Raw genomic sequence first — 26,559 nt, 5'->3', positions numbered from 1 at the left:
CACTCAGAAACCGGCGGTGACGCCCGGGCGCGCCACGGCGTTTCGATAGCCTGGACCTCATGACTGACGTGGCTCTCCCCGAGGTGGTTCGCATCGCGAGCGACCTGATCCGATTCGACACCTCGAACTTCGGCGGAGGCAACGCGAAGGGCGAGCGTGAAGCCGCCGAGTACGTCGGCGCGTACCTGCAGGAGCTCGGTCTGGACGTCGAATACTACGAGCCGATTCCGCGGCGCACGAACGTGATGGCGCGGGTGCCCGGTCGTGATCGGAGCAAGCCGGCGCTCGTCGTCCATGGACACCTCGATGTAGTGCCGGCGATGGCCGAGGACTGGACCGTCGATCCGTTCGCGGGAATCGTCAAGGACGGGATGCTCTGGGGGCGGGGAGCGGTCGACATGAAGAACATGAACGCGATGATCCTGACCGCTGTCGCAGACCTCCTGCGTGCGGGGGAGCAGCCGGAGCGCGATCTGGTGCTCGCCTTCTTCGCCGACGAGGAGAACGGCGGCGTCGAGGGGTCGGCTCTCGTCGTGCAGAACCACCCGGAGTGGTTTGCGGGAGCGACCGAGGCCATCAGCGAGGTGGGCGGCTACTCGATCACGGTGGACGATCGCCGCGCCTACCTGCTGCAGGTGGGGGAGAAGGCGCTCATCTGGATCCGCCTCGTCGCCAGGGGGCGCGCCGGCCACGGAAGCCGTCTGCACGACGACAACGCCGTCACGAAGCTCGCCGAGGCCGTGGCGGCCCTCGGGCGGACGCGGTGGCCCCTCCGACTCACGCCCACCACCGAGGCGCTGCTGCAGGGCCTGAGCGATCTCACGGGCCGCTCGGTCGACGATCCAGACGCCCTCGCCGCGGCCGCCGGACCCGCTGAGGCGTTCCTGCGGTCGTCCTTCCGCACCACGACGAACCCCACAGCGCTCTCCGCCGGGTACAAGCACAACGTGATCCCCGAGCGCGCAGAAGCGCTGATCGACGTTCGCGTCATCCCCGGCACCGAAGACGATGTGCTCGCCGAGCTGCAGCAGATCGTCGGCGACGACATCGAGATCCAGACGGTCGTGCGAGACATCGGCATGGAGACGCCCTTCGAGGGCGAGCTCGTCGAGGCGATGGTGGCGAGTCTCGGTCGTCACGACCCCGGAGTGCCGGTCATCCCGTATCTGCTCGGCGCCGGAACCGACAACAAGGCACTGGCCCATCTCGGGATCACCGGGTACGGGTTCGCGCCGCTCCGCCTCCCTGCCGACCTCGACTTCACGGGGATGTTCCACGGGGTCGATGAGCGAGTGCCCGTAGAATCGCTTGTCTTCGGTCAGCGGGTGCTGGCCGATCTGCTGCGCACGTATTGAGCTCTCTGCTCCACGTCCGCGCACCACGACTCAGAAAGCTCCACCATGCACTTGTTCGAAGCGCTCATCCTCGGCATCGTCCAGGGACTGACCGAGTTCCTCCCGATCTCCTCCAGCGCCCATCTGCGCATCCTCGGCACCTTCCTGCCGTCCGGCGAAGACCCCGGTGCCGCGTTCACGGCGATCACGCAGATCGGCACGGAGGCGGCGGTGGTGGTGTTCTTCTGGCGCGACATCGTGCGCATCATCGCGCAGTGGTTCCGGTCTCTCACCGGCAGGGTTCCGCGTAGCGATCCGGATGCCCGGATGGGCTGGATGATCATCATCGGCAGCATCCCGATCGTGGTGCTCGGCCTGCTCTTCCAGGATCAGATCGAGACCGTGTTCCGGTCGCTCTGGATCGTCGCGATCATGCTGATCGTGTTCGGCATCCTGCTCGGCATCGCCGACCACGTGGGTGCGAAGCGACGCAAGCTCGATCAGCTGACCTACCCGCACGGCATCGCCTACGGCTTCGCGCAGGCGCTCGCGCTGATCCCCGGTGTGTCGCGCTCAGGCGGGACGATCACGATGGGCCTGTTCCTCGGCTACGAGCGCGCGGCCGCCGCTCGCTACGCGTTCCTCCTGGCGATCCCGGCCGTGTTCGGCAGCGGCTTCTACCAGGTGTTCAAGAGCTGGGACGAGCCCTCGTTCTTCTCTTTCGGCGACACGCTCGCGGCGACCGGCATCGCGTTCGTCGTGGCACTCGGCGTGATCGCGTTCTTCATGAACTACATCTCGAAGCGCAGCTTCCTGCCGTTCGTGATCTACCGCATCCTGCTGGGCACGGTGCTCCTGGTTCTCCTCGGCACCGGCGTCATCGCGGCATAACGGCGCGACTCCCGGTGACCTCCGAGCTCAGCGCTTGTGGTCTCCGGGGCCGTCGCCTCGGCGCTTCAGATAACGCTCGAAGGCTTGAGCGATCGCATCGCCCGACGCATCGGGGGAGTCCCACGTGTCGCGGGTCTGCTCGAGCTGGCGGATGTATTCCGTCATGTCCTCGTCATCGGCGGCGGCAGCGTCGATCGACGCCTCCCAGGCGGCAGCCTCCGTGCGCAGGTGATCGCGCGGGACGTCGACGCCGGTCAGCTCCTCGAGCCGGTCCAGAAGCGCGAGGGTCACCTTCGGCGACGGAGTGGCAGAAGCGACGTAGTGCGGCACGCTGGCCCACAGGCTCGCGGTCGGGATGCCGGCGCTCTCGGCGAAGTGCTCGAACACGCTGAGGATGCCGACGGGGCCCTCGTAGAGAGACCGTTCGAGGCCGTGGGCCTCGCGGACCTGCTCGTTCTGGCTCGAGGCGAAGATCGAGATCGGACGCGTGTGGGGCACATCCGAGAGCATCGCGCCAAGGGTCACGAACCCGGTGATGTCGTCGCGGAGGGCGACGTCGATGAACTCCGCAGCGAACGACTGCCAGGTGCGCGCGGGTTCGACTCCGGTCAGCACCCAGAACTCGGGGCCGGGCCCGGGGTCGCGCGGGCGCCACAGCCCCGCCTCGGGCCAGGTGAGCTGGCGGCGGCCTTCGGCATCCATCTTCGTGGCCGGGCGGGTGTACTGATAGTCGAAGTACAACTCCGGGTCGATGGAGTGCACGAGGTCGTAGTCGTTCGCCGAACGCAGCGCGGCGATCGCGCCGCTCGCGGCCTCACCCGCGTCGTTCCAGCCATCGAAGGCGACGATGACGATGCGTGAACCGAGGACATCCATCGTGGGCTCCCTTCGCCAGTTCCGGATCGGTATCCCTCCAGGCTAGTCCGACCGCGCGGGGACCGGGCGGAGCCACGGGTAACATGGTTCGGTGAGCAGACAGCCCCGCGCGATCCTCTGGGACATGGACGGAACTCTCGTCGACACCGAGCCGTATTGGATGGCAGCCGAGACGGCGCTCGTCGAATCCTTCGGGGGAACGTGGACCCACGACGATGCCCTTCAGCTCGTCGGCAACGGTCTCATCGACAGCGCGATCATCCTCCAGAACGCGGGCGTCGACATGGATGCCGAGGCGATCATCTCGCTCCTCACCGACGGAGTGCAGGAGGCGCTGCGCACGCAGGGAGTGCCTTTCCGCCCCGGTGCCCGCGAGCTGCTGCAGGATCTGAAGTCGGCCGGGATCCCCACCGGTCTCGTCACGATGTCGCTGCGTCGCATGGCGTTGAGCGTCGTCGACTTGATCGAGTTCGAAGCCTTCGACATCGTCGTCGCCGGCGACGACGTGACCCACCCCAAGCCTCACCCCGAGCCGTATCTGCATGCGGCGTCTCTGCTCGAGATCGACATCGCCGACGCCGTGGTCATCGAGGACTCGCCGACCGGACTCCGCGCGGGCATCGCATCCGGCGCCGTGGCTCTCGGTGTGCCGCACATCGTCTCCCTCGACGACGTCGGGGCGCACGAGCTGTGGTCGACCCTCGAGGGCCGCACCGCCGCCGACCTGATCGAACTCTTCGACCGCAAGACCTCCATGACGGGAGCCACCCGATGACCGACATCACCTCACAGCGGCCGAGCGGGCCGTTCCGGGAGGGCGATCGGGTGCAGCTGACCGGGCCCAAGGGACGCCTGCACACCGTGACCCTCCGCGAGGACGGCGAGCTGCACACCCATCAGGGAGTGCTCCGCCATCGGGACCTCATCGGTCTTCCTGACGGTTCGGTCGCCGCGAACAGCTCGGGGCACGAGTACCTCGCGCTGCGGCCCCTGCTCCGCGACTTCGCGATGTCGATGCCGCGCGGCGCGGCGATCGTCTACCCGAAGGACGCGGCGCAGATCGTGATGCAGGCCGACATCTTCCCCGGGGCGGTCGTCGTCGAGGCGGGCGTCGGATCCGGCGCGCTCTCGCTCTCGCTGCTCCGGGCGATCGGTCCGGTCGGTCGCCTGGTGTCGTTCGAACGTCGTGAGGACTTCGCCCAGGTCGCACGGGGGAACGTCGAGACCTTCTTCGGCGAGACGCCGGACACCTGGAACGTGGTCGTCGGAGATCTCGCCGATGCGCTCCCGGCCGAGTTCCCGGCCGGCACGGTCGATCGCGTCGTGCTCGACATGCTCGCGCCCTGGGAGTGCATGGACGTGGTCGCCGACGCACTCACCCCTGGCGGCGTCGTACTCTGCTACGTCGCGACGGCCACCCAGCTCTCGCGGGTCGCCGAGTACATCCGCGGCACCGGGCTGTTCACCGATCCCGAGGCATCCGAGACGATGGTGCGAGGGTGGCACGTCGAAGGACTCGCGGTCAGGCCGGATCACCGCATGGTCGCGCACACCGGATTCCTTCTCACGGCTCGTCGGCTGGCACCGGGAGCCGTGGCTCCCCAGGTCAAGCGCAGGGCCTCGAAGAGCAGCTATGGCGATGCGGATGTCGACGCGTGGACGCCGGGAGCCGTCGGCGATCGGGAGATCAACGACAAGAACCTCCGCAAGCGAGCCAGGGAGGCGGCGAAGGCCGCCGAAGGGGCGCGTCTCGCATCCGGTTCGCGCGAATCGGAGCCACCGACGGAATAGACTGGAGCGCGTGCGTAAAACGTCCGCCGTTCTGGCCACCATCAGCCTCGCCGTCCTCACTCTGACCGGATGCGCGTCGGCGCCGTCGTTCGCCGGTGACGTCTGCGATCGTGCGGCCGCATCGACCGCATCCGTCAAGGATTCGGTGTCCGTGGAGGGCGATCTGGGTGAAGCTCCCGACGTCACGGTCTACAGCCCTGTGAAGGCCGACGAGACCTCTTTCGCCGATGCGATCACCGGTGAGGGCAACATCCTCACCTCCACGTCTCAGCCCATGGTGCTCGACATCGCCTTCTACGGCGGGGAGAGCGGCGAGAAGCTGTACGAATCCGAGTTCAACGGCGACCCGAGCCGCGTGCACAGCATCTCGTACTGGGCCGAGCGCTCCGCCGGACTCGAGACTGTGCTCGAGTGCGCCACCGGCGGCAGCCGGATCGTCGCGGTGCTGACCCCCGAGGACTTCGGCGAGGCCAATGTCGAGGCCTTCGGACTCGCGAAGGACGAGAACGTCGTCGCGGTCGTCGACCTGCAGGACGTCTACCTGGCACACGCCGAAGGTGCATCGCAGTTCAACGACGCCCGTGGCCTGCCGACCGTGGTTCGCGCTCCCGACGGAACCCCGGGTGTGATCATCCCCGACAGCGATGCTCCCACGGAGGCTGTGACCCAGACGCTCATCAAGGGCGACGGCGCGAAGGTCGAGGAGGATTCGACGATCGTGACCAACATCATGGCCCTGGGCTGGGACGACAAGACCGTCACCTCGAGCAGCTGGGGTGCGGAGCCCAACATCGGTCCGGCTGCGAAGGAGCTCGTCGGTGCGACCGTCGGCTCGCAGCTGCTCGTCGTCGTGCCGGAAGCAGACGGAACCCCGGCGACCGCCATCGTGGTCGACATCCTGGGCATCGTTCCCGTCCCGGAGCAGTGATGGCAGCCCGTATTCCGGCGGAAGAGCGCCTGACGAACCTCGTCGTGGCGCTCATGGCCACGGAGATCGGGCTCACCAAGCAGCAGATCCTCGACAACGTGTCGGGCTACCGTCAGCGCGCGGATGCGGGCGTGCGCTCTGACGCGCTCGAGAAGATGTTCGAGCGTGACAAGGACGAGCTTCGTACGCTCGGCGTCCCCGTCGAGACGATCGGCGACCAGGCAGACCCCAATGATCTCCGCGAAGCGCGCTATCGCATTCCCCAGGCGGAATACGACCTGCCCAGCGACATCGAGTTCACCGCTGCCGAGCTCGCCGTGCTGCAGCTGGCCGGCAGTGTGTGGAGCGCCGAATCGGCGTCGGGCGACGCCAAGGCGGGCGTGCGCAAGATCCGGGCGCTCGGGATCGACGGCGACGAGCCGATCATCGGTTTCGCGCCGCGGATCACGGCTCGCGATGCGGCGTTCCCGCAGCTGCAGGACGCGATCGAGAAGAGTCGTGTGGTCGTCTTCGATTACCTCAAGCCGGGGGAGGACGCGCCCCGTCGTCGCAGCATCCGTCCGCTCGCTCTCGTCGACTATGAGGCGAGATGGCACGTCTTCGGTGTCGATGTGGACATAGAGGAGGACCGCATGTTCCTGCTCAGCAGAATCGTCGGAGACGTGAAGATCACGGCTAAGGCCTTCGACTCTTCGCTGCGCGAAGGCGCGGGGGAGCGTGCCCTGAGCGGGCTCGAGCGCGTCGCCTCTCAGAACTCCGCTCTGCTCGAGGTCACGCCTGGCACCGAGGCGTCGCTGCGTCTGGGCCGCCGCGCGACACCGGCGGCGACTCAGGGAATCCGCGTGCCGTTCGTCGACCTGCATATCTTCGCCGACGAACTCGCCTCGTACGGCCCGGAGGTGCGCGTGGTCGAGCCCGCAGCTCTTCGCACCGCCGTCGTCGATCGCCTGACCGCTGTCGTCGCGGCCAACGCAGACGCAGGGGAGCCACGATGAGCGCCCAGGCGAAGCCGCTGCTCGCCGCCGACCGAGTCCGCGTCTACCTGACGCTCGTGCCCTACCTGCTCGAGCACGGCCAGGTCTCGCTCGCCGAGGCGGCCGCGGAGTTCGGGGTGTCTCCGGCGGAGATGCGACAGATGGTCGAGAAGCTGACGGTCATCGGTCTGCCCGGTGATTCCGGCTTCTGGCAGCAGCCGCAGGAGATGTTCGACATCAACTGGGACCTCCTCGACGAAGAGGATGTCATCGAGATCACCAACGACGTCGCCCTGCGACGGGTTCCGCGCTTCACCGCACGCGAGGCCGCGGCTCTGCTCGCAGGTCTGCAGATGGTCGCGGCCGTGCCGGCGGTCTCCGACTCAGGACTCATCAGCGGTCTCATCTCGAAGCTCTCGCGCGGTGCGGCCGATGCTCCGGCAGAGGTCGTCGTCGCGCCGAGTGCTGTCGACGAGGTGCGCCAGGTCGTGTCGAAGGGTGTGCAGAACGGTGTCGCCGTGTCGTTCACCTACCAGGCGCCCGATGCGGCACCCACCACGCGCACCGTGGATCCGGTGCAGGTGCTGATCACCAACGCGCAGTGGTATCTGCAGGGGTGGTGCCACATGCGACAGGCGATGCGGACGTTCCATCTCGATCGGGTGAGCGATGCGCGTCTGACCGATATTCCGATCACCCACGCCGGCGACCACGTCCCGGAGGCGTTCACCGCCGTCGAGGACGAGGGCGAGGTCCGCGTGCGCGTGCCCGAGAGGATGGCGCCTCTGCTCGGAGACTTCCTCACCGCCGACAACGCTGACGTCAGTGACGGGATCGTCACCGTGCGACTGCACCTGGCCGACCCTCGGGGAGTGAAGCGACTGGCGGCGAAGTTCGGCGGAGCCCTCGAAGTCGTGGATCCCGGCGTCGCCCGGACGGCTGCACGGGAATGGGCCGCCGCAGGACTCGCCCTGTATCGCCACCCTGAGGGCGACAACGCCCGTTAGACTTTCACCAAACGACGAAGGAGAATCATGGGCGCTTTCGGTTGGCCACATCTGCTGATCATCCTCGCCGTCATCCTGCTGCTCTTCGGTGCGGCGAAGCTGCCGGCACTCGCGAAGAGCCTCGGACAGTCCGCTCGGGTTTTCAAGGGCGAGATGAAGGCGATGAAGAACGAGGACGCGACTGACGCCGCGGACCCCGCATCCCCGGCCCCCGCGCCTTCGGTCGCGGACACCACGGTGACGGCTCGCGACACGGATCCGGGTCAGCCTCCTCGATCCGCATAATTCGTGTCCGCTCTCGAATCCGCCGACCAGGAGACGCCGGGCCGCGACAGGCGGATGTCTCTCGGCGCGCACCTGATCGAGCTGCGTCGGCGACTGTTCATCGCCGCCGGGGCACTCGTGGTCGCGATGATCATCGCGTTCTTCGTGACCGAGCCGATCATCGAGCTGCTCTCGGTCCCGATCCGGACGATCGCCGAAGAGGCGGGGCGCGAGTACACCGGGCTCAACTTCACCACCGTGACCAGCGGCTTCGATCTGCGCATGCGCATCGCGTTCGCCATCGGGTTCCTGCTCTCCGCACCGGTGTGGCTCTGGCAGATCTGGGCGTTCGTCATGCCTGGGCTGACCAAGAAGGAGACCCAGTACACCTGGGGTTTCCTCGGCGCGGCGATTCCGCTGTTCTTCGGCGGCTGCACGGTCGCGTTCTTCGTCCTTCCGCATGTCATCGAGGTCATGGCCTCGTTCGTCCCGACGGGGATGGCGCAGTTCTTCGACTATTCGACGTACTACGACTTCGTCTTCAAATTCCTGCTGGTGCTCGGCATCGCCTTCGTGCTCCCCGTCTTCCTCGTCGCGCTCAACCTCGCGGGGGTCGTCTCCGGTAAGGAGATCCTCAAGGGCTGGCGCGTGGCCATCCTCGTCTGCACGATCTTCGCCGCAGTCACTACGCCCCCCGCGGACGTCTTCTCGATGCTGTTGTTGATGGGGTCGATGATCGTGTTGTACTTCGCGGCGACACTGATCTCGATGCTGTTCGATCGGCGCAAGCGCAAGCTCGAAAAGGCCGCCGGCATCGAGCCCCTGAGCGCATGAGCTCGCCGGCCGAACGATACGCCGCGGCTCGCGAAGCCGCAGGGCATCCGGCGACCGTCGCCTTCGCAGCGAACCAGAAGTTCGAGCTCGATCCGTTCCAGATCGAAGGATGCCACGCTCTCGAAGACGGCAGCAGCGTGCTGGTCGCCGCCCCTACCGGGGCCGGCAAGACGATCGTCGGAGAGTTCGCGATCCATCTCGCGATGCAGACGCCGCGCGACAAGGCGTTCTACACGACGCCCATGAAGGCTCTCTCGAATCAGAAGTTCCGCGAGCTGGTCGACGTCTACGGCGCCGACGATGTGGGTCTGCTCACCGGCGACACGAACATCAACGGCAACGCGCGGATCGTCGTCATGACGACCGAGGTGCTGCGCAACATGATCTACGCCGACTCCGCGGCGCTGCGCGACCTTCAGTTCGTGGTGATGGACGAGGTGCACTACCTCGCCGACCGGTTCCGCGGGGCCGTGTGGGAAGAGGTCATCATCCACCTGCCGCAGCAGGTGCGACTGGTGTCGTTGAGCGCCACGGTGTCGAACGCCGAGGAGTTCGGAGACTGGATCGACACGGTCCGCGGGAACACCGAGGTGATCGTCTCGGAGATCCGACCGGTGCCGCTCGAGCAGCACGTGCTGGTGCGCGACGATCTGCTCCCGCTCTTCGACGACCGCGCGGGTATCGCGACGGCGCTCGTGAACCAAGAGCTGATGCGAATCCGCTCCGCCACGGGTTCGAACTACGAGAACAACCGTGAGGCGCAGTCGTACCGCAGCAATCGTCATGCGGGACGACAGGCGCAGCGTCCACCTCGTGGAGGACGCCGAGCCGTGCGGGCGGCGAACGTGCAAAGGATCGAGCGCATGGATCGCCCCGACGTGGTGCGGCTGCTCGAACAGGCGAATCTGCTGCCGGCGATCTTCTTCATCTTCAGCAGGGTAGGCTGCGACGCTGCGGTGCAGCAGGTCCGCAGGTCGGGGGTCCGCCTGACCTCGACCGAGGAGCGGGCCGAGATCCGCGCGATCGTCGAAGACAGGACCCGGACGCTGCAGGATGAGGATCTCGGCGTTCTCGGCTATTGGGACTGGCTGGAGAACCTCGAACGCGGCGTGGCCGCCCACCACGCCGGGCTTCTGCCCGCCTTCAAGGAGGTCGTCGAGGAGCTCTACAAGCGCAAGCTCGTGAAGGTCGTCTTCGCGACCGAGACCCTGGCGCTCGGCATCAACATGCCCGCGCGCACTGTGGTGCTCGAGAAGATGGAGAAGTTCAACGGTGAGGCCCGCGTGGCGATCACCTCGGGGGAGTACACCCAGCTCACCGGACGAGCCGGGCGACGCGGCATCGATGTCGAGGGCCATGCCGTGGTGCAGTGGACCGAGGGCATGGATCCGCAGGCGGTCGCCGCGCTGGCCTCACGACGCACCTATCCGCTCAACTCCAGCTTCCGGCCGACGTACAACATGGCCGTCAACCTGATCGACCTGTTCGGCAAACAGCGGGCGCGCGAGGTGCTCGAGTCGTCCTTCGCTCAGTTCCAGGCCGATCGGGCGGTGGTCGGACTCGCCCGTCAGGTGCGCGAGGCCGAGGAGTCTCTCGAGGGCTACAAGGCGGCGATGGTCTGCGACCACGGCGACTTCTTGGACTACGCCTCGATCCGCCGAGAACTCAGCGATCTCGAGAAGAAGAACCGTCAGGACTCGAACGCTCCCCGGGCGTCGCGCGACAAGCGCATGAAGCAGATCCAGAGTCTGCGCACCCGCATGCAACGGCACGGCTGCCACCGCTGTCCTGATCGCGAGTCCCACGCCCGCTGGGCGGAGCGCTACTGGAAGCTCAAGCGGCAGAACGACCGCATCCGTCGTCAGATCGAGACGAGGACGGGCACCGTGGCTCGCGTCTTCGACCGCGTCGTCGAGGTGCTCGAGACGCTCGACTACCTCCACAGAGACGACGAAGACGAGACCACCCTCACGGAGGCCGGGCGGACGATGCGTCGGATCTACGGAGAGCGCGACCTCCTGGTCGCGGAATCCCTGCGGCAGGGTCTGTGGAACGGCCTGGATGCCCCGTCGCTCGCCGCCATGGCATGCTGCCTCGTCTACGAGCCGCGCCGCGACGAGGCGAACTCGGGCGAGCGCGATCTGCCCAGGGGTGCATTCCGCGCCGCGTACGAGAAGACCACGACGCTGTGGGCCGAGCTCGATGATCTCGAGAAGGATCACCACCTCCCGGGGTCCGAGCCGTTGGCTGCCGGTCTCGCCGGCGCGATGCACTCGTGGGCCCGCGGCGGGATGCTCGATCGAGTCCTGATCGACGCCGACATGGCCGCGGGCGACTTCGTCCGCTGGGCGAAGCAGACGATCGACCTGCTCGACCAGCTCTCCATCGTCGCCGAGGACGGCGCACTGGCCCGCAATGCCCGCGTCGCTCTCGACGGCGTGCGCCGCGGCATCGTCGCCTACTCCTCGATGTGAGAACCGGAACCATGCCTGATCCCCGAGCGCGACAGCGCCCTCTTCTGCCGCTTTCTCTCGCCCTTCCGGCCGCGGCGGCGGCCGCCCTCCTGATGGATCTCTCCTATCCGGACACCGCGGTGTGGGTGTTGGCGTTCCCGGCCTCCGCCCTGCTCCTCGTCGCGCTCATCGGCCGTCGGGCCGGAGGTGCGCTCGCGGTGGGACTCGTCTACGGGGTGATCTTCTTCGGGCTCCTCGTGTCGTTCACGTCGCGCTATCTGGGTCCGCTGCCCTGGGCCGCATTGAGCGTCCTCGAAGGCGTTCTCACGGCAGTGGCCCTGATCCTGACCACACTGGCCTATCGCTGGATCCCCAGGGCCTTCCCGAGTGTCTGGGCGCGGCTCCTGCTTCTTCCGGCCGTCGTGGCCGCTCTGTGGGTCGCGCGAGAGCTTTTCGTCGGCTCCTGGCCCTACGGAGGCTTTCCCTGGGCGCGTCTGGGCATGAGCCAGGCCGAGAGCCCGCTGGCCCCCGTCACGTCGTGGATCGGCGTCAGCGGACTCAGCTTCCTGATGGTGTTCCTCGTCGCCCTCGTCATCCAGGTGATTCGCGAACGTGCCTGGCGCCGCCCGACCGCGCTGATCGCACCGGTGATCGCGACGGTAGCCCTGCTCGCCACACCCCTGTTCCCCACGACCGTCAGCGGATCGATGCGCATCGCCGCCGTGCAGGGGAACGGGCCGAGCGGCTATTTCGACGAGCGCCAGCCCTACTCGCTCATCGACGCGCAGACGGACGCGACCGAACCGCTCTATGGCGAAGACGTCGACCTGCTGGTCTGGCCAGAGGGATCGCTCGACTTCGACCCGTTCCAGTCGGATTCGCTGGCGCGGAGAATGAGCGCGATCGCCTCGCGGATCGGCGCGCCGCTGCTTGCGAACGCCGCGACGGAACGACAGGGTCTGTTCTACAACACCTCGATGCTGTGGACGAAAGACGGCGGCGACGGACAGGTGCACGACAAGCGGCATCCGGTTCCCTTCGGCGAGTATGTCCCCGACCGCCCGTTCTTCAACGCCCTCGCGCCCGATCTGATCGGTCTCATCCAACGCGAATACACGCCGGGGACGAACCCTCCGATCATCGATGTCGACGGAGTCAAGGTCGGTCTGGCGATCTGCTTCGACGTGATCTACGACGACGTGATCAACGAGGGGATCGGTGACGGAGCCGAGGTGCTCGTCTTCCAGACCAACAACGCGGACTTCCGCGGAACCGATGAGAACCTGCAGCAGCTCGCCTTTGCGCGGATGCGCGCGATCGAGACGGGTCGCAGCGTGGTTAACATCTCGACCGTCGGAACCAGTCAGATCATCCGCCCGGACGGGTCGACTGTCTCGAGTCTGGATGCAGGAAAGGCCGGAGCGCTGCTCGAGGATGTCGAGCTGCGCTCCGGCCTTACCGCTGGAATGGTTCTCGGCCCCTGGATCCAGCAGATTCTGCTGTGGGGCGGGTTGGGCGCGCTGGCCTTCGGGTGGTTGCGCGCCCGTCGGCGCTAAGCGCCGATCTTCTCGCGAGTCGGGTCTTCGCCTGCACCGCGTCGGGCGCGGATGAAGGCGAGTCGCTCTTCGAGAAGCTCTTCGAGCTCTGCACGGGTGCGACGCTCGAGGAGCATGTCCCAGTGCGTGCGGGCCGCCTTCTCGTCGGTGGCGTCGAGCGTGACGGCCTGGCCGTCGACGTTCAGGCGCGCGTCTGCTCCGCAGGCGCGGCATTCCCACGTCTGGGGCGGTTCTGCGTCTGCCGAGAACATCAGGTTCGTGACATGGCCGCAGGTGTCACAGATGTAGGTGGTTTCACGGCGCTCCATGAAAACGACGCCCTCTTCGCTCTGTAGGCTCTGGGCGCCGAGTCGGATGCCGCGTAGGCTGCGATCTGCCATTGTGTGGTCCTCTCGTCGCTGTCAGGTATAACGCTCCAGCCTGTGCGCTTCATCCACGCGAGCGGATTCTCGGCGCGATTCACAGCTGAATCCCAGCGCCACAGCGTAAAGGCGGCGTGGCGCGCTCAGCGGCCGATCGTGGCCATCGCGAGGTCGGCGCGGTCGGTGACGATCCCGTCGACACCCGCCTCGACCAGCCTTCGCATCGAGTCAGCATCGTTCACCGTCCACACGTGGACCTCGACGCCGCGTCGGTGCGCAGCGCGGAGAAGAGAGGGAGTGAGGACCTTCACACCGCGATGACGTTCGGGAATCTGCAGGACGTCGATGTCGTGCAGAGCGCGGGCGGGGGAGAGGCGGACGGCCGAGAGAGCGCGGACCGCGGCGATGGTGCGGCTGCCACCCGATGTGGCCGGGCGCAGAGCGGCACCGGCACGGAGCACGGCTGCGGTCGTCGCGCGACGGTTGGCATCCGAGAAGCTCGTGACGAGCACGCGGTGCGTGTGATCCTCGAGGATCGGGCCGAGGGGCTCGGCGGCCTCGGCGGTCTTCACATCGATGTTGAAACGCGTCGTCGGGAAGGCCGACAGCGCCTCTGCGACGGTGAGGAGTCCGCCGTGATCGGCGAAGATCTCGGCGAGCTCGCGGGTGCGCACATCCCGCACGGATCGGGGGTCGCCCACCAGCCGCTGCAGCGTCGCGTCGTGGAAGAGCACTACGTCGCCGTCGGCGGTCATCCGGCAGTCCGTTTCGATGTACTGGGCGCCGGCGGCGTGAGCGGCTGCGAAGGCTGCGGCCGAGTTCTCCCAGACGCCGGAGTCCCCGCCCGCCGCGGTGATCAGACCGCGGTGAGCGAGGACTCTGGGGTGGCCCGCCTTCTCGAAGTAGGGGTGCTTCACGCGCCAGGCGGGTTCGTCGGAGGCTGACCCGGTCGCGGGGTGAACGCGGAGCCGATGCCCTTGAGCGCCTCGGTGAGTTCACTCGGGATGATCCAGAGCTTGTTCGACTGTCCCTCGCTGATCTTCGGCAGCATCTGCAGGTACTGGTAGGCGAGCAGCTTGTCGTCCGGCTCACCCTGGTGGATGGCGGTGAAGACGTTCTGGATCGCCTCGGCCTCACCCTGTGCACGCAGCACTGCCGCCTGCTTGTCACCTTCTGCGCGGAGGATCTCTGCCTGCCTGGCGCCCTCGGCTTCGAGGATCGCGGACTGCTTCGTTCCCTCGGCCGTGAGGATCGCCGCGCGTCGGTCACGCTCGGCGCGCATCTGCTTCTCCATCGAGTCCTGGATCGAGATGGGCGGGTCGATCGCCTTGAGCTCCACTCGGCCGACGCGGATGCCCCACTTGCCCGTCGCCTCGTCGAGCACGACGCGGAGCTGGCCGTTGATGTTGTCGCGGCTGGTCAGAGCCTCTTCGAGGTTCAGGCCACCGACGACGTTGCGCAGGGTGGTCGTCGTGAGCTGCTCGACAGCACCGAGGTAGTTCGCGATCTCGTACGTGGCTGCTCGGGCATCCGTCACCTGGAAGTAGACCACCGTGTCGATCGACACCACGAGGTTGTCCTCGGTGATCACGGGCTGCGGCGGGAACGAGACGACCTGCTCGCGCATGTCGATGAGGGGCCGCAGACGATCGATGAAGGGCACCAGGATGTTGAGTCCTGGCATCAAGGTCTTGTGGTAACGGCCCAGACGCTCGACCACGCCTGCCGTGGCCTGGGGGATGATGCGGATGGAGCGGGCCAGCGTGACCACCACGAAGATGATGATCGCGATGACGAGGATCCACCCGATCGCTGCGGGAATGAACGATGCATCGTCCAAGAGGTTCTCCTAGTCGTTGACGGGACGGACGGTCGCGGTCGCGCCGTTGATCGCGATCACTGCGATCGGCGAGCCCTGGGGGATCGGCATGACCCCGGCGGTGCGGGCGGTCCAGGTGTCGCCGTTGCTCAGCTTCACCTGGCCCGAGATCTGGGTGATGTCCTGCAGAGCGGTGCCTCGGAGGCCGAGCAGCGCCTCGACGTTGGACTTCGTCGGGTCCTCACCTCGATGCAGGCGCTTGATCAGCGGTGGACGCAGGAACAGGATGAACAGTCCTGCGGCCGCGGCGGCGATCAGCACTTGCACCCAGACCGGGATGCCGACGAAGTCGGTGACGAGTCCGACCGCGCTGCCGAAGCTCAGCATGAGGAAGGTGAAGTCGAGAGTGAGCATCTCGATCACGAGGAAGATGGCGATCAGGATCAGCCATCCGATCCAAGCCCATTGGTCGATGAACTGTACGAATGTCGCGAAGTTGTCCATGCGGCCTCCTTTGCGGTCAACCTATCACGCAGCACGAGCCGGGTCCCGGCTCGACAGGACCGTCTTGATAGTCTGAAAGCGCCGTGTCATCACGGCGATTCACGCATCAGAGGAGTCACCGTGACCGACGTTCTTCCCGCAGGTTCTCTCGACGGCAAGGTCGCCCTTGTCACCGGCTCGTCTCGAGGAATCGGGGCGGACACCGTGCGCTACCTGGCCGAGGCCGGCGCCGACGTGGTCATCAACTTCCGCAACAAGGCGCCGCGCGCCGAGAAGCTCGCCACCCAGCTGCGCGAGCTGGGTCGGCGCGTGCTCGTCGTCGGTGCCGATCTGACCGACCCCGCGTCGGTCGCCGAGATGTTCGACACGGTGAATGCCGAGTTCGGTCGTCTCGATGTGCTCGTCCTGAACGCATCAGGGGGCATGGAATCAGGGATGGCTGAGGACTACGCGCTCACCCTCAACCGCGATGCGCAGCTGAACGTCCTCGACGCCGCGGCCCCTCTGCTCGGCGACGGATCTCGAGTCGTCTTCGTGACGAGCCACCAGGCGCATTTCATCCGCACCACGCCGACGATGCCGGAGTACGAGCCGGTCGCCCTCTCGAAGCGCGCCGGCGAAGACGCGCTCCGTGAGCGCATCCCGGGTCTCGCCGAGAAGGGCATCGGCTTCACCGTCGTCTCCGGCGACATGATCGAAGGCACGATCACGGCGACGCTGCTCGAGCGCGCCAACCCCGGGGCGATCGCCGAGCGCCGCGAGTCGGCAGGCAGGCTCTACAACGTGTCGGAGTTCGCCGCGGAGATCGCACGCGCGGCAGTCGACGCCGTTCCCGCCGACAACACCCGGCTCGTCGGCGACGTGAGCGCCTTCGCAGCGGAGTGAATCTCTGAGACCAACCGAAAGAGCCCCGTCTGGATGGACGGGGCTCTTCCGTTGCGAGAGGGTCAGATCGCGGAGTCGGCCTTCGCCGCGGCGACGAACTCCTTCGCGTCCTTGCCGAGGGTGATCGCGCGGACGATCTGCACGATACCGAGAACGACGAGCGAGATGCCGAGCACCAGCCAGAGAACCGCTGCCGCATACAGCGGGGAGAAGAGCACGACGATACCGGCGATGATGCTCAGGAGTGCGTAGAGCAGCGTCCACACTCGCGAGCCATCCTTGCCCAGGAGGGACAGCGCCACCACTCCGTCGACGATCCAGCTGATGCCGATGAAGATGACGACGACGAGTGCGAGGGTCGCAGCGGCGACACCGAGGTTCGCGAACGCGATGACGCCGGCGACGATGTAGACGAGGCCGAGCACGATGTGGCCGACTCGAGCCCACCCGCCCTTGACCTTCGAGAAGATGCCGAGGCCGATGTAGACGAGACCAGCGATCACGAGGTAGGTGGCGAAGATGCCTGTGACGATGACGGCGGACTTGAGCGGCCAGACGAGCAGGACGATGCCGGCGATGAGGGCGATGGCGCCCGAGACCGCCAGCACCACGCGAATGGACTTGAACAGTGATTTCGCTTCGGTTGCGAGTGGATCAGACATGGTTGGGGACCCCTTTCTGAGAAAAGCCTGTGAGGGATGGTCACAGAGTAGCGCTGTCTGGGGCGAGATGGGGGGAGGCCGATATCGATATGTCGCGGACGTTCACACGCTGTTACGCGAGGTCATGCGAAAATCGGGGGGTGACCCCGGACGACGATGCGCGGCTCCGCGAGCTCGTCGTGATGCGCAGAGTGCGGGATCGCATCGATCGCGAGTATGCGACGCCTCTCGATGTCGAGGCTCTGGCGCGCGGCGCGCACATGTCGGCGGGGCATCTGAGCAGGCAGTTCAAGGAGACCTACGGCGAATCGCCGTACTCCTATCTGATGACGCGGCGGATCGAGCGGGCCATGGCATTGCTGCGCCGCGGCGACCTCAGCGTCACCGAGGTGTGCTTCGAAGTGGGGTGCTCATCGCTCGGCACCTTCAGCACACGATTCACCGAGCTCGTCGGTGTCTCACCCCGCGTGTATCGTGAGCGCGCAGCGGATGTCGACGGCATCCCCACCTTCCAGGCGAAGCACGTGATCAGACCGATCAGGAATCAAGAAGCGCCGCGTACCGGCGCACATCTAACGTGAATCCCATGAAAATCAGCATCCATTACGCGTTCCTTCCGCACACCGACGCCGACGCTGCCCTCGGCTTCTACCGTGACGCCCTCGGTTTCGAGGTGCGCAACGACGTCGGTTATGACGGTCTCCGGTGGCTCACGGTCGGTCCCCACGGACAACCCGAGACGTCGATCGTGCTGCACCCGCCGGCCACGGATCCCGGGATCACCGACACAGAGCGTCAGACGATCCTCGAGCTCATCGCCAAGGGCAGCTATGGCGCACTGACGCTCGCGAGCGACGATCTCGACGCCCTGTTCGAGCGGCTCGTCGACAGCGGCGCCGACGTGGTCCAGGAGCCCATGGACCAGCCGTACGGAGTGCGCGACTGCGCGTTCCGCGACCCCGCCGGCAATCTGCTCCGAATCAACCAGGCCGGCTGACGCCGGTCCCTACTCGAGGATCCTCATGACGACGCACCCCGCTGACGGCCACGACATCATCCGCGTGCAGGGTGCGCGCGAGAACAACCTGAAAGAGGTGAGCGTCGACATCCCCAAGCGTCGTCTCACGGTGTTCACCGGGGTGTCAGGGTCGGGCAAGAGCTCGCTGGTCTTCGACACGATCGCCGCCGAGTCCCGACGCATGATCGACGAGACCTACAGTGCGTTCGTGCAGGGATTCATGCCGTCGGTGCCCCGCCCCGACGTCGACGTGCTCGAGGGGCTCACGACCTCGATCATCGTCGATCAGGAGCGTCTCGGGGCGAATCCCCGGTCGACGGTCGGCACCGTCACCGATGCGAATGCGATGCTGCGGATCCTCTTCAGCAAGCTGGGTCAGCCCTACATCGGAGGCCCCACCGCCTTCTCCTTCAACATCCCCACCCAGAGGGCCAGCGGAGTTATGACGGGGCCTGGCGGGGAGAGGAAGATCGTCAAGGACGCGATCTACCTCGGGGGCATGTGCCCTCGGTGTGAGGGCAGGGGAGCGGTGTCCGATCTCGACCTCGCTCAGATCGTCGACGAGTCGAAGTCTCTCGACGAGGGGGCCATCATGGTCCCGGGATACACCGCGGACGGCTGGATGGTGAAGGGCTTCTCCGCGTCGGGCTTCTATCCGGCCGACAAGCCGGTCGCTGAGTTCACCGAGAAGCAGCGCCAGCTCTTCCTCTACGGTGAAGTCACGAAGGTCAAGATCTCGGGCATCAACATGACCTACGAGGGACTCATCCCCAAGATCACGAAGTCGATGCTCTCGAAGGATCTCGACGCCCTGCAGCCGCACATCCGCGCCTTCGTCGAACGCGTGGCGACGTTCGCGACCTGCCCCGAGTGCGACGGCACCCGTCTGACCGAGGGCGCTCGCTCGTCGAAGATCGCAGGCATCAGCATCGCCGATGCGTGCCGCATGCAGGTCACCGACCTGGCGGAATGGGTGCGCGGTCTGGAGCTCCCCGGCGCAGCTCCGCTGCTCGAGGCGCTGCGTGCCAACCTCGACGCGTTCGTCACACTCGGCCTGGGGTACCTGAGCCTCGAACGTCCCTCCGGTACGCTGTCCGGCGGAGAGGCGCAGCGCATCAAGATGCTGCGCCACCTGGGGTCGTCTCTCACCGACGTCACCTACGTGTTCGACGAGCCGACCATCGGCCTTCATCCGCATGACATCCAGCGCATGAACACGCTGCTGCTGCGCCTCCGGGACAAGGGCAACACGGTGCTGGTCGTCGAGCACAAGCCCGAGACCATCGTGATCGGAGACCATGTCGTCGATCTCGGACCCGGCGCGGGAAGCGCGGGAGGCGAGATCTGCTTCGAGGGGACCGTCGAAGGGCTGAAGGCCAGTGGCACGCGCACGGGTGATCATCTCGATGATCGAGCGGCGCTCAAGGAATCGGTGCGCAGTGGCACCGGTGCGATCGAGATCCGCGGCGCCACCGCCAACAACCTGCAGAACGTCGATGTCGACATCCCCACCGGCATTCTCACCGTGGTCACCGGGGTCGCCGGTTCGGGCAAGAGCTCGCTGATCGACGGATCGGTGTCGAAGCTCGAGGGCGTCGTCGCGATCGACCAGGGTGCGATCAAGGGATCACGACGGAGCAACCCCGCGACGTACACGGGCATGCTCGAGCCCATTCGCAAGGCGTTCGCGAAAGCGAACGGGGTCAAGCCCGCGCTGTTCAGTGCGAACTCCGAAGGAGCGTGTCCGACGTGCAAGGGCGCCGGAGTGATCATCACCGAGCTCGGTTTCATGGACACGATCGAGACGCCCTGCGAGGACTGCGGCGGCAAGCGGTTCCAGGCTGCCGTCCTCGAGTACAAGCTGGGAGGCAAGGACATCACCGAGGTGCTGGATCTGCCCGTCGCCGAGGCGCGGGTGTTCTTCTCCGAGGGTGAGGCGAAGCTTCCCGCTGCCGCCACGATCCTCGGGCGCCTCGAAGACGTCGGCCTGGGCTATCTCTCCCTCGGGCAGCCGTTGTCGACGCTGTCGGGCGGCGAGCGTCAGCGCGTCAAGCTGGCGATCCAGATGGGGGAGAAGGGCGACACGTACGTCCTCGACGAACCGACCACGGGGCTCCACCTGGCGGACGTCCAGAACATCCTCGGTCTTCTCGATCGACTCGTCGAATCCGGCAAGACCGTGATCGTGATCGAGCATCACCAGGCGGTGATGGCCCACGCAGACTGGATCATCGACATCGGACCCGGCGCAGGCCACGACGGGGGTCGGGTCGTCTTCGAGGGAAGCCCGGCGGATCTCGTCGCTGCGAAGTCGACGGTCACCGCGGAGCACCTGGCAGAGTACGTCGGCGCGTAGGGGAGGCCTTGCCTCAGTCCCGGCGCGCGACGATGGTGAAGGTGCAGGGGATGAGGTTGCGTTCCGCCTCGGGCCACGCGTAGCCGCCCGGAACCTCGCCCATCCGCGGGCTGAACTGCCAGGGGAGTGTTCGGCCCTCGTCGAAGTGCAGGAGGCGGAGACCCGCTCTCAGCAACGATCCGAGGATCTCGGAGAGGGGGTGCGGCCACTCGTACGTGCGCGGGTGCGCGACCTTGCCGTCTCCGGCGTAGGTCGATTCGTCGTCCCATCGCTGCGCGCGGCCGTCGCCGAAGTACGGGTAGCGCGTCGTGAGGTCCTGCGCATCCTCGTCGAGAGCGAGCAGTGCGGGATGGCCGTCTCGGATGAAGAACGTGCCACCCGGGCGCAGCAGAGCGACGATCTGGGTCGCCCACCGGTCGAGATCCTCGAGCCAGCAGATCGTCCCGATGCTCGTGTAGACGACGTCGAAATGGCCCGACACGGCGTTGCTCGCGTCGAGGACGTCGGTCTGGACCCACGTGGCGGAGACTCCTGCGCGATTCGCGAGCGCCTCTGCGGCGCGTAGCGCCGGCTCCGAGAAATCGACGCCCGTCACGGTCGCCCCGGCGCGCGCCAAAGAGATCGTGTCCGTGCCGATGTGGCACTGCAGATGGCAGAGGTCGAGTCCTGAGAGAGTTCCACCGCCCACGAAACGACTGAGCACTGGCAGATCGTCGCTCACGACGTCGCTGATGTGGGTCGGATCGTCGTAAGCGTCCAACCCGTATGCTGCTTCGTGCAACGGGACGCGATCATCCCAGTTCTGCCTGTTCGCGCTTCTCGCTGCTTCCCAGTCGATCTCGACGTTGCTTCCGTTCACGTGTCGAGCCTATCGACCGCCCCGATCGCCCCGATTGCAGTGATCGTGGTAACGCCGATAATGCACATTATGTCAGGTCGCAAGCAGAGCGACCCCTCTCCACTGCCCGCGGATCACCATGGAGTACCGCGAAGGTCGATGTCGCCCTGCGGCCACTGATCTCTGCCAGCGCCCGAGCCGGCTGCGAAGATGAGTATCGGCCCCGCTGAAGATGTCACCGTCACGTTCGCGTCGATCATCGACACGTGGCGCTCCACGGCGTCCACCCGGGACCAGCCGGTGCGCTCGTAGAACGATGCGACCTCTTCTCGGCACCCGAGGTAGCCGAAGTCGACACGATCGTCGTCGCGCATCACCTGCTGGGCGTGGGTCATCACGCGACGGCCGACTCCGTCGGAGCGCCAGTCCGGATGGACCAGGACTCCCCCGGTTCCTGCGACCGCGACCTCGTGCGCGCCGACTCGTATGAAGCGCCGTTGAAATCCGACGTGAGCGATCGCGGTCGAGCCGTGGAAGAGCACCGTGTGCACATCTACCGGCGAGTACCCGTACGGGCGGTCAGGATTCCATTCTCCGTGCTCCGCTCGGTACTCGCGGTCGAAGAGGTCTCTCAGCGCCGCCGACTGTGATTCGGACAGGGCGTCGTGCTCGACGACGGCGACGTGCTCCGTCATTCAGAATCCGCCTTGCGTCGGATCGATGACGGCGGGCGTCGAGCGCAGCGCCGTCACTGTCAAGATGTTCCGCCCGTGCTCGCTCGCGGGGCGATCACTGCCTGAGTCCACGAAGCCGAGCTTCTCGAGCACGCGGCGCGAGGCGACATTCCATTCCCAGACGCTCGCCCACGCTCGATCGTGGCCTGCTGAAACCGCCCACGCGAGAACGGCTGTGGCGGCCTCCGTCGCGTACCCGCGGTTTTGGGTACTGCGCAGAAGTTCGAAGGCGATCTCCGGCTCTCCTTCTGCTCCGTTGTCCTCGAAGATGAGCCCGCAGTAGCCGTACGCTTCGCCGGTCGCGGCATCCTGCACGGTCAGCAAATCGGAGCGCGCGCTTGCCTCGTTCGCGATGCGGGCCGCGATGTCGGAGACTGTCGGGTGACCTTGCGCATCGAGTTTTCTATGCGCAGGTACGCGCTCGTCGCGTTCAGTCCACAGTCGGTGGAACACCTCCGCATCCGTGACCGCCTGGGGGCGGAGGGTCAACCGCGCCGTCTGCAGCGTCTCACGGCCCAGCGCGCCCCGCGCCTGGAGGATGGCACTCACGCTCGCGTCGCCGATCCGGCTTCGACGAGTTCGGCCAGAGCTGATGTCACCGAGCCCCAACCATCGAAGAACCCGAGATGCTCATGACGGTTGCGTGCCGCCGGGTCGCCATGTCGGACGATCACGCGATAGTCCGTGCCGTCGGGATGCTCGTCGAGCACGATCTCCGCGGTCATGGCGACGGGTTCGGGTCGTGCAGGCCTCAGGCGGCTGTCGATGACATTGGTGAAGATCAGGCGCTTGCCCGTTTCGACCACGAGGAAGATCCCGTCCGTATGCGGGAGGTACTCCCCTCCTGGTTCGCGCATGCTGGTGACGAAAGCGCCGCCGGCTTTCACAACGAGGTGATCGACTCGAGCCTGCGTGGGGGCAGGAACCCACCAGCGCGCCAACAGCTCCGGCTCGGTCCATGCGCGCCAGATCGAAGACGGAGAGGCTCTGATCACTCTCTCGAGCGTCAGATCCAGCCGGGGGTCGTGTGCGCTGATGGTCATCAGATCTCCTCCAATTCGGTCGCCACGTCTTCGAGACGGTCGGTGCGGGCTTCCCAGACCAGGCGCTGCTCGTCGAGCCAGTCCCCCACCACTGACAGGCGATCACGATCGAGACTGCAGGTGCGCACCCGCCCGCGTTTGACTGTGTGGATCAGCCCGCTCTGCTCCAGCGCTCGTATGTGCTTCATGAATGACGGCAACGTGATGGTGAACGGCCGCGCCAGGTCTCCGACGCTCGCAGGACCACTCCCCAGTGTTCGTATCACCTGGCGCCGGGTGGGGTCGGCAAGGGCGAGGAACACCTCGCTCACATCCTCATGGTTAGCCATGAAGTAAAGTATTGCGCGCGGTGCACAGTTAGCGCAAGAGCAAAGTTTTTCGGCGGCGTGCGACCTCGCGCTCGCGTCATCGCGGAAGCTGCGCTTCACGCAGTCAGTCGGCCCTCACTGCGCTGCCCAGACGCCGAGCTCGTTGCCGCTCGGGTCGACGAAGTGAAGTCGGCGGCCGCCAGGGAAGTCATACGGTCCCTGGATCACTGCGCCGCCCCCCTCCGTGATCGCAGCGTGAGTGGCGTCGAGGTCGTCCGAGTAGAGCAGCACGAGCGGGCCGCCGGCCGGGCGAGGCTGATCCGAGAGCAGCAGACCACCCACCTCCGACCCGTCGCCCGTCAGCGAGGCGATTCCCGCATAGGCGGGTCCGTAATCGACGAAGACCCAGCCGAACGTGTCTCCGTAGAAGCGCTTCGCGGCTTCGAGATCCGAGACGACGAGCTCTACATAGTTGATCGAGTGATGCACAGGTGCAGGTGTCATGCAGCCACGGTAGCGACCGCATCGGACATCCGGCAGTCCGCGTCGTCCCGCTCCACGCGATCAGAGAGGTCGCAGACCAGGAGTACCGTGGGAGGAGTGCAACAGGTTCCTCGCTCCCCCGTGACCACCCCGGGATGGAGGGCCTGGCTCATCTGGAGCGTCGGCGTCGCGGCGTATGTCCTGGCGATCACCAACCGCACGTCTCTCGGCGCCGTCGGCGTCGAGGCCGCCGATCGGTTCCAGGCGGATGCCTCGACCCTCGCGCTGTTCGCCGTGGTGCAGCTCGCCGTCTACGGTGGCATGCAGATCCCCATCGGCATCCTGCTCGATCGCTTCGGCTCACGCCCCATCATGACGATCGGGATGCTGCTGATGGCCGCGGGCCAGCTCACCATGGCCCTCTCCCCCGGCATCGGGATCGCGATCTTCGCCCGTATCCTGCTCGGCGCCGGAGATGCGGCGATCTTCCCCGCTGTGCTTCGACTGGTGGCGACCTGGTTCCCCGCGCAGCGAGGGCCGATCATGGTGCAGTTCACCGGCATCGTCGGTCAGGCGGGTCAGCTGATCGCGCTCGTTCCGCTCGCGGCGCTTCTGCATGCGACCACGTGGACGATCACCTTCGGCAGCATCGCGGGGCTCGGCGTGCTGTTCACGATCCTCGTCGCGCTCGTCATCCGCAATCACCCTGCCGACCGCGGTGCTGATGTGACGGTCGACACCGACACGGGCGTGATCCGCGTCGTGACCTCGGCGATCGATACGGGCGTCGGCATCAGAGCGGCGTGGGCGCACCCCGGCACCCGTCTCGCCTTCTGGTCGCACTTCACGACGCCTTTCGCCGGCACCGCCTTCATCCTGCTCTGGGGAATGCCGTTCCTCACCGCGGCTCAGGGCCTCGACACCGCGCACGCGGCGGGGATCATCTCGGTGTATGTGGTCGCCGGAATGGCGCTCGGTCCGATCATCGGCGACCTCTCGCGTCGTCTGCCCAATCAGCGCTCGCTCGCCCTCGTGCTCCCTGCCGTCGGGGTGCAGTTCATCGCCTGGGTGGCCGTCCTCGCTCTGCCCGAACCGGCTCCACTCTGGCTGCTGTACGTGCTCGCCGTGGCGCTTGCGACGGGCGGCCCTGCGAGCATGATCGCCTTCGACCACGCGCGCACCCACAACCCCTCGCACCGCCTGAGCACCGCGACCGGCGTCACCAATGCGGGCGGCTTCATCGCGGCTCTGATCGCGATCTTCCTCATCGGTCTCGCACTCGACCTGCAAGGTGCGGGGACGCCGGAGACCTACTCGCTCGAGGCGTTCCGTGTCGCGTTCCTCATGCCCATCCCGCTCTGGATCCTCGGGGTCACGTTCATCCTGATCGAGCGCAAGCGGACGCGCATCAGGATGGGCTTGGATCCCGAGAGGCGACGCTGACTGCTTCTAGGATGATTCTCATGCCCACGAGCTTCACCCTCTCGAACGACCGCGCCCTGATCGACGGTGACCTGGTGCACCGCTGGCTGAGCGAGGAATCGTACTGGGCGAAGGGCCGCAGTCGCGCGACGCAGGATGCCGCGATCGACGCATCGCGCAACTACTCGATCCGCGACGAGACGGACCGGCAGGTCGGGTATGCCCGCGTCGTGACCGACGCAGTGACCTTCGCGTGGCTGTGCGACGTGTTCGTCGACGGGAGCGCCCGAGGGCACGGAATCGGTCGGATGCTGGTTGAAGGTGTGCTCGAAGACCTTCGCGAATCCACGACGGTCAAGCGCATCATGCTCGCCACGAGCACCGCCGGCGGGCTGTACGAGCAGTACGGCTTCGCACCGTCGGCCGATCCGAACCACTACATGGTGAAGCTGATCGATCGAGCCTGAAGTCAGCGCCCCGGTCGCCTCAGCGGCGTCCATCCGAACGGCACGGGTCCGTCGATCACCGCCCGCTCGCGATCCGCACGCGCTGACCAGCCCTGTGCGTCATCCGGGGTGTCGAAGGCTCCTCGGGCGACACGCAAGCCGACGTCCTCGTGATGCATCCGGGGTCCTCCCCCTCGGCGCACCGACGCCCGCACGCTCCAGGAATCGTCGGCGAATCCGCCACCGCGGAACACCCGGTAGTCGCCATAGCGGGCAGGATCCAGAAGATCCCAGCACCACTCCCACACGTTGCCGAGCGTATCGAAGAGCCCGTGCAGGTTCGGCAGCTTGCCACCGACATCCTGCGGGGATGAGACAGCGTCGGCGCTCGTCCAGGCGGCGTCAGTCAAAGGTGCATAGTGAGGACCGACCGAGCCCGCCCTGCAGGCGTACTCCCACTCGGCCTCGGTGGGCAGTCGATATCCGTCGCCCGTCGCGTCCCAGGTGACGTCCTCGCCGTCGAACCGATATACCGGATCGAGGCCCTCCCATTCGGAGGCGGCATTGCAGAAGTGGATCGCGCGCAACCAGCTCAGGTCGACAGCGGGCCGCCGCGGATGCTGCGACGCGATGGGGAGGATCTCGGCGAGCTGCTCTTCGGTGATCGGGAACACTCCGATCTCGAAGTCCTCGACAGTGACGGTGCGCTCGACTTTGCGACGCGCATCATGCAGGGTCACCGAACCGCCCGTGATGCGGCGCATCTCGATG

Annotated in this window: 30 protein-coding genes; 17 read left to right on the top strand and 13 right to left on the bottom strand. The window is 66.6% G+C overall.

The window, feature by feature from the left end; all coding sequences use genetic code 11:
* The first annotated feature begins 59 nt into the window (after window positions 1-59).
* Entirely contained in the window at window positions 60-1,355 is a 1,296-nt protein-coding gene (locus tag RQG82_RS01040; RefSeq protein ID WP_311257280.1) for a M20/M25/M40 family metallo-hydrolase, read from the top strand.
* Between the two features lie 45 nt (window positions 1,356-1,400).
* Window positions 1,401-2,225 (top strand): undecaprenyl-diphosphate phosphatase, encoded by an 825-nt coding sequence (locus tag RQG82_RS01035; RefSeq protein ID WP_053096057.1) that lies wholly within the window; start codon window positions 1,401-1,403, stop codon window positions 2,223-2,225.
* 27 nt (window positions 2,226-2,252) lie between these two features.
* On the opposite strand, the gene RQG82_RS01030 is transcribed toward RQG82_RS01035, so the two are convergent.
* Window positions 2,253-3,101, bottom strand: a complete 849-nt coding sequence (locus tag RQG82_RS01030; RefSeq protein ID WP_311257279.1) for a PAC2 family protein — start codon at window positions 3,099-3,101, stop codon at window positions 2,253-2,255.
* A 91-nt stretch (window positions 3,102-3,192) separates the two neighbouring features.
* Between RQG82_RS01030 and RQG82_RS01025 the strand changes: the two genes are divergently transcribed.
* From RQG82_RS01025 to lnt, 9 genes are read left to right on the top strand one after another with little or no spacing between them, the layout of a single operon-like run.
* On the top strand, window positions 3,193-3,876 hold the full coding sequence (locus RQG82_RS01025) for an HAD family hydrolase (protein ID WP_396653532.1): 684 nt from the start codon (window positions 3,193-3,195) through the stop codon (window positions 3,874-3,876).
* Window positions 3,873-4,892: a tRNA (adenine-N1)-methyltransferase gene (locus tag RQG82_RS01020; protein WP_309688445.1), complete on the top strand. Its 1,020-nt coding sequence runs from the start codon at window positions 3,873-3,875 to the stop codon at window positions 4,890-4,892. The genes RQG82_RS01025 and RQG82_RS01020 overlap by 4 nt, the downstream gene beginning before the upstream one ends.
* A gap of 10 nt (window positions 4,893-4,902) precedes the next feature.
* A complete protein-coding gene (locus RQG82_RS01015) occupies window positions 4,903-5,820 on the top strand; it encodes a hypothetical protein (protein ID WP_311257278.1) in 918 nt (305 codons plus the stop codon).
* On the top strand, window positions 5,820-6,815 hold the full coding sequence (locus tag RQG82_RS01010) for a WYL domain-containing protein (protein ID WP_311257277.1): 996 nt from the start codon (window positions 5,820-5,822) through the stop codon (window positions 6,813-6,815). The genes RQG82_RS01015 and RQG82_RS01010 overlap by 1 nt, the downstream gene beginning before the upstream one ends.
* Window positions 6,812-7,801 (top strand): WYL domain-containing protein, encoded by a 990-nt coding sequence (locus RQG82_RS01005; RefSeq protein WP_311257276.1) that lies wholly within the window; start codon window positions 6,812-6,814, stop codon window positions 7,799-7,801. Before RQG82_RS01010 ends, RQG82_RS01005 begins: the two co-directional genes overlap by 4 nt.
* 27 nt (window positions 7,802-7,828) lie before the next feature.
* A complete protein-coding gene (gene tatA, locus RQG82_RS01000; protein ID WP_311257275.1) occupies window positions 7,829-8,086 on the top strand; it encodes a Sec-independent protein translocase subunit TatA in 258 nt (85 codons plus the stop codon).
* A 54-nt stretch (window positions 8,087-8,140) separates the two neighbouring features.
* Window positions 8,141-8,899: a twin-arginine translocase subunit TatC gene (gene tatC / locus RQG82_RS00995; protein ID WP_311257793.1), complete on the top strand. Its 759-nt coding sequence runs from the start codon at window positions 8,141-8,143 to the stop codon at window positions 8,897-8,899.
* Entirely contained in the window at window positions 8,896-11,373 is a 2,478-nt protein-coding gene (locus RQG82_RS00990; RefSeq protein WP_311257274.1) for a DEAD/DEAH box helicase, read from the top strand. The genes tatC and RQG82_RS00990 overlap by 4 nt, the downstream gene beginning before the upstream one ends.
* An 11-nt stretch (window positions 11,374-11,384) precedes the next feature.
* Entirely contained in the window at window positions 11,385-12,908 is a 1,524-nt protein-coding gene (gene lnt / locus RQG82_RS00985; RefSeq protein WP_311257273.1) for an apolipoprotein N-acyltransferase, read from the top strand.
* Here lnt and RQG82_RS00980 read toward each other — a convergent pair.
* The 4 genes from RQG82_RS00980 to RQG82_RS00965 all read right to left on the bottom strand — a co-directional run bounded on the left by RQG82_RS00980 (window position 12,905) and on the right by RQG82_RS00965 (window position 15,593).
* Entirely contained in the window at window positions 12,905-13,288 is a 384-nt protein-coding gene (locus RQG82_RS00980) for an RNA polymerase-binding protein RbpA (protein ID WP_042536672.1), read from the bottom strand. The genes lnt and RQG82_RS00980 overlap by 4 nt on opposite strands.
* 125 nt (window positions 13,289-13,413) lie before the next feature.
* The gene (locus RQG82_RS00975) at window positions 13,414-14,187 is read right to left on the bottom strand and encodes a glycerophosphodiester phosphodiesterase family protein (RefSeq protein ID WP_311257272.1); all 774 of its coding nucleotides are present in this window, start codon (window positions 14,185-14,187) and stop codon (window positions 13,414-13,416) included.
* On the bottom strand, window positions 14,184-15,110 hold the full coding sequence (locus tag RQG82_RS00970) for an SPFH domain-containing protein (RefSeq protein WP_311257271.1): 927 nt from the start codon (window positions 15,108-15,110) through the stop codon (window positions 14,184-14,186). The genes RQG82_RS00975 and RQG82_RS00970 overlap by 4 nt, the downstream gene beginning before the upstream one ends.
* Window positions 15,111-15,119: 9 nt before the next feature.
* Window positions 15,120-15,593, bottom strand: a complete 474-nt coding sequence (locus RQG82_RS00965) for an NfeD family protein (protein WP_311257270.1) — start codon at window positions 15,591-15,593, stop codon at window positions 15,120-15,122.
* 120 nt (window positions 15,594-15,713) lie between these two features.
* On the opposite strand from RQG82_RS00965, the gene RQG82_RS00960 reads away from it, so the two are divergent.
* The gene (locus RQG82_RS00960) at window positions 15,714-16,478 is read left to right on the top strand and encodes an SDR family oxidoreductase (RefSeq protein WP_311257269.1); all 765 of its coding nucleotides are present in this window, start codon (window positions 15,714-15,716) and stop codon (window positions 16,476-16,478) included.
* 62 nt (window positions 16,479-16,540) lie between these two features.
* Here the strand turns inward: RQG82_RS00960 and RQG82_RS00955 are convergent, their stop codons facing one another.
* Window positions 16,541-17,140: a DUF308 domain-containing protein gene (locus RQG82_RS00955; protein WP_311257268.1), complete on the bottom strand. Its 600-nt coding sequence runs from the start codon at window positions 17,138-17,140 to the stop codon at window positions 16,541-16,543.
* A gap of 182 nt (window positions 17,141-17,322) precedes the next feature.
* Between RQG82_RS00955 and RQG82_RS00950 the strand changes: the two genes are divergently transcribed.
* Genes RQG82_RS00950 through RQG82_RS00940 form a run of 3 tightly spaced genes read left to right on the top strand, consistent with a single transcriptional unit; the run spans window position 17,323 to window position 20,514 of the window.
* Window positions 17,323-17,721, top strand: a complete 399-nt coding sequence (locus RQG82_RS00950; RefSeq protein ID WP_228385702.1) for a helix-turn-helix transcriptional regulator — start codon at window positions 17,323-17,325, stop codon at window positions 17,719-17,721.
* 5 nt (window positions 17,722-17,726) lie between these two features.
* Entirely contained in the window at window positions 17,727-18,137 is a 411-nt protein-coding gene (locus tag RQG82_RS00945) for a VOC family protein (RefSeq protein WP_311257267.1), read from the top strand.
* A 25-nt stretch (window positions 18,138-18,162) separates the two neighbouring features.
* The gene (locus tag RQG82_RS00940; RefSeq protein ID WP_311257266.1) at window positions 18,163-20,514 is read left to right on the top strand and encodes an excinuclease ABC subunit UvrA; all 2,352 of its coding nucleotides are present in this window, start codon (window positions 18,163-18,165) and stop codon (window positions 20,512-20,514) included.
* A gap of 13 nt (window positions 20,515-20,527) precedes the next feature.
* Here RQG82_RS00940 and RQG82_RS00935 read toward each other — a convergent pair whose 3' ends face one another.
* The 6 genes from RQG82_RS00935 to RQG82_RS00910 form a co-directional block, all read right to left on the bottom strand.
* Window positions 20,528-21,373, bottom strand: coding sequence for a class I SAM-dependent methyltransferase (locus RQG82_RS00935; RefSeq protein WP_311257265.1), 846 nt, complete (start codon window positions 21,371-21,373; stop codon window positions 20,528-20,530).
* Between the two features lie 113 nt (window positions 21,374-21,486).
* A complete protein-coding gene (locus RQG82_RS00930) occupies window positions 21,487-22,047 on the bottom strand; it encodes a GNAT family N-acetyltransferase (protein ID WP_311257264.1) in 561 nt (186 codons plus the stop codon).
* Window positions 22,048-22,635 carry a GNAT family N-acetyltransferase gene (locus RQG82_RS00925; protein WP_311257263.1) on the bottom strand — a complete coding sequence of 196 codons (588 nt, stop codon included), beginning with the start codon at window positions 22,633-22,635 and terminating at the stop codon, window positions 22,048-22,050.
* Window positions 22,632-23,129: an SRPBCC domain-containing protein gene (locus RQG82_RS00920; RefSeq protein WP_311257262.1), complete on the bottom strand. Its 498-nt coding sequence runs from the start codon at window positions 23,127-23,129 to the stop codon at window positions 22,632-22,634. Before RQG82_RS00920 ends, RQG82_RS00925 begins: the two co-directional genes overlap by 4 nt.
* Entirely contained in the window at window positions 23,129-23,440 is a 312-nt protein-coding gene (locus RQG82_RS00915; RefSeq protein ID WP_311257261.1) for a metalloregulator ArsR/SmtB family transcription factor, read from the bottom strand. The genes RQG82_RS00920 and RQG82_RS00915 overlap by 1 nt, the downstream gene beginning before the upstream one ends.
* A gap of 132 nt (window positions 23,441-23,572) precedes the next feature.
* A complete protein-coding gene (locus RQG82_RS00910; RefSeq protein ID WP_311257260.1) occupies window positions 23,573-23,941 on the bottom strand; it encodes a VOC family protein in 369 nt (122 codons plus the stop codon).
* A 96-nt stretch (window positions 23,942-24,037) separates the two neighbouring features.
* On the opposite strand from RQG82_RS00910, the gene RQG82_RS00905 reads away from it, so the two are divergent.
* Together RQG82_RS00905 and RQG82_RS00900 are read left to right on the top strand one after the other, a co-directional pair.
* Window positions 24,038-25,363 carry an MFS transporter gene (locus RQG82_RS00905; RefSeq protein WP_311257259.1) on the top strand — a complete coding sequence of 442 codons (1,326 nt, stop codon included), beginning with the start codon at window positions 24,038-24,040 and terminating at the stop codon, window positions 25,361-25,363.
* Window positions 25,364-25,383: 20 nt separating this feature from the next.
* Window positions 25,384-25,809: a GNAT family N-acetyltransferase gene (locus RQG82_RS00900; protein ID WP_311257258.1), complete on the top strand. Its 426-nt coding sequence runs from the start codon at window positions 25,384-25,386 to the stop codon at window positions 25,807-25,809.
* A 2-nt stretch (window positions 25,810-25,811) separates the two neighbouring features.
* Here RQG82_RS00900 and RQG82_RS00895 read toward each other — a convergent pair whose 3' ends face one another.
* Window positions 25,812-26,552, bottom strand: a complete 741-nt coding sequence (locus tag RQG82_RS00895) for a formylglycine-generating enzyme family protein (protein ID WP_396653547.1) — start codon at window positions 26,550-26,552, stop codon at window positions 25,812-25,814.
* Between the last annotated feature and the right edge of the window lie 7 nt (window positions 26,553-26,559).

The organism is Microbacterium sp. WCS2018Hpa-9 (assembly GCF_031843745.1).
GTDB lineage: Bacteria > Actinomycetota > Actinomycetes > Actinomycetales > Microbacteriaceae > Microbacterium.
The sequence above is the reverse complement of the archived record's forward strand: the minus strand, read 5'-3'. Positions and strand labels throughout refer to the sequence as shown.

Bases quoted from the DNA above. Each gene is read 5' to 3' on its own strand.
- RQG82_RS01040 (WP_311257280.1), top strand. From the start codon at position 60: ATGACTGACGTGGCTCTCCCCGAGGTGGTTCGCATCGCGAGCGACCTG.
- RQG82_RS01035 (WP_053096057.1), top strand. From the start codon at position 1,401: ATGCACTTGTTCGAAGCGCTCATCCTCGGCATCGTCCAGGGACTGACC.
- RQG82_RS01030 (WP_311257279.1), bottom strand. From the start codon at position 3,101: ATGGATGTCCTCGGTTCACGCATCGTCATCGTCGCCTTCGATGGCTGG.
- RQG82_RS01020 (WP_309688445.1), top strand. From the start codon at position 3,873: ATGACCGACATCACCTCACAGCGGCCGAGCGGGCCGTTCCGGGAGGGC.
- RQG82_RS01010 (WP_311257277.1), top strand. From the start codon at position 5,820: ATGGCAGCCCGTATTCCGGCGGAAGAGCGCCTGACGAACCTCGTCGTG.
- RQG82_RS01005 (WP_311257276.1), top strand. From the start codon at position 6,812: ATGAGCGCCCAGGCGAAGCCGCTGCTCGCCGCCGACCGAGTCCGCGTC.
- tatA (WP_311257275.1), top strand. From the start codon at position 7,829: ATGGGCGCTTTCGGTTGGCCACATCTGCTGATCATCCTCGCCGTCATC.
- tatC (WP_311257793.1), top strand. From the start codon at position 8,141: ATGTCTCTCGGCGCGCACCTGATCGAGCTGCGTCGGCGACTGTTCATC.
- RQG82_RS00990 (WP_311257274.1), top strand. From the start codon at position 8,896: ATGAGCTCGCCGGCCGAACGATACGCCGCGGCTCGCGAAGCCGCAGGG.
- lnt (WP_311257273.1), top strand. From the start codon at position 11,385: ATGCCTGATCCCCGAGCGCGACAGCGCCCTCTTCTGCCGCTTTCTCTC.
- RQG82_RS00980 (WP_042536672.1), bottom strand. From the start codon at position 13,288: ATGGCAGATCGCAGCCTACGCGGCATCCGACTCGGCGCCCAGAGCCTA.
- RQG82_RS00965 (WP_311257270.1), bottom strand. From the start codon at position 15,593: ATGGACAACTTCGCGACATTCGTACAGTTCATCGACCAATGGGCTTGG.
- RQG82_RS00955 (WP_311257268.1), bottom strand. From the start codon at position 17,140: ATGTCTGATCCACTCGCAACCGAAGCGAAATCACTGTTCAAGTCCATT.
- RQG82_RS00950 (WP_228385702.1), top strand. From the start codon at position 17,323: ATGCGCAGAGTGCGGGATCGCATCGATCGCGAGTATGCGACGCCTCTC.
- RQG82_RS00945 (WP_311257267.1), top strand. From the start codon at position 17,727: ATGAAAATCAGCATCCATTACGCGTTCCTTCCGCACACCGACGCCGAC.
- RQG82_RS00940 (WP_311257266.1), top strand. From the start codon at position 18,163: ATGACGACGCACCCCGCTGACGGCCACGACATCATCCGCGTGCAGGGT.
- RQG82_RS00930 (WP_311257264.1), bottom strand. From the start codon at position 22,047: ATGACGGAGCACGTCGCCGTCGTCGAGCACGACGCCCTGTCCGAATCA.
- RQG82_RS00920 (WP_311257262.1), bottom strand. From the start codon at position 23,129: ATGACCATCAGCGCACACGACCCCCGGCTGGATCTGACGCTCGAGAGA.
- RQG82_RS00910 (WP_311257260.1), bottom strand. From the start codon at position 23,941: ATGACACCTGCACCTGTGCATCACTCGATCAACTATGTAGAGCTCGTC.
- RQG82_RS00900 (WP_311257258.1), top strand. From the start codon at position 25,384: ATGCCCACGAGCTTCACCCTCTCGAACGACCGCGCCCTGATCGACGGT.
- RQG82_RS00895 (WP_396653547.1), bottom strand. From the start codon at position 26,552: ATGCGCCGCATCACGGGCGGTTCGGTGACCCTGCATGATGCGCGTCGC.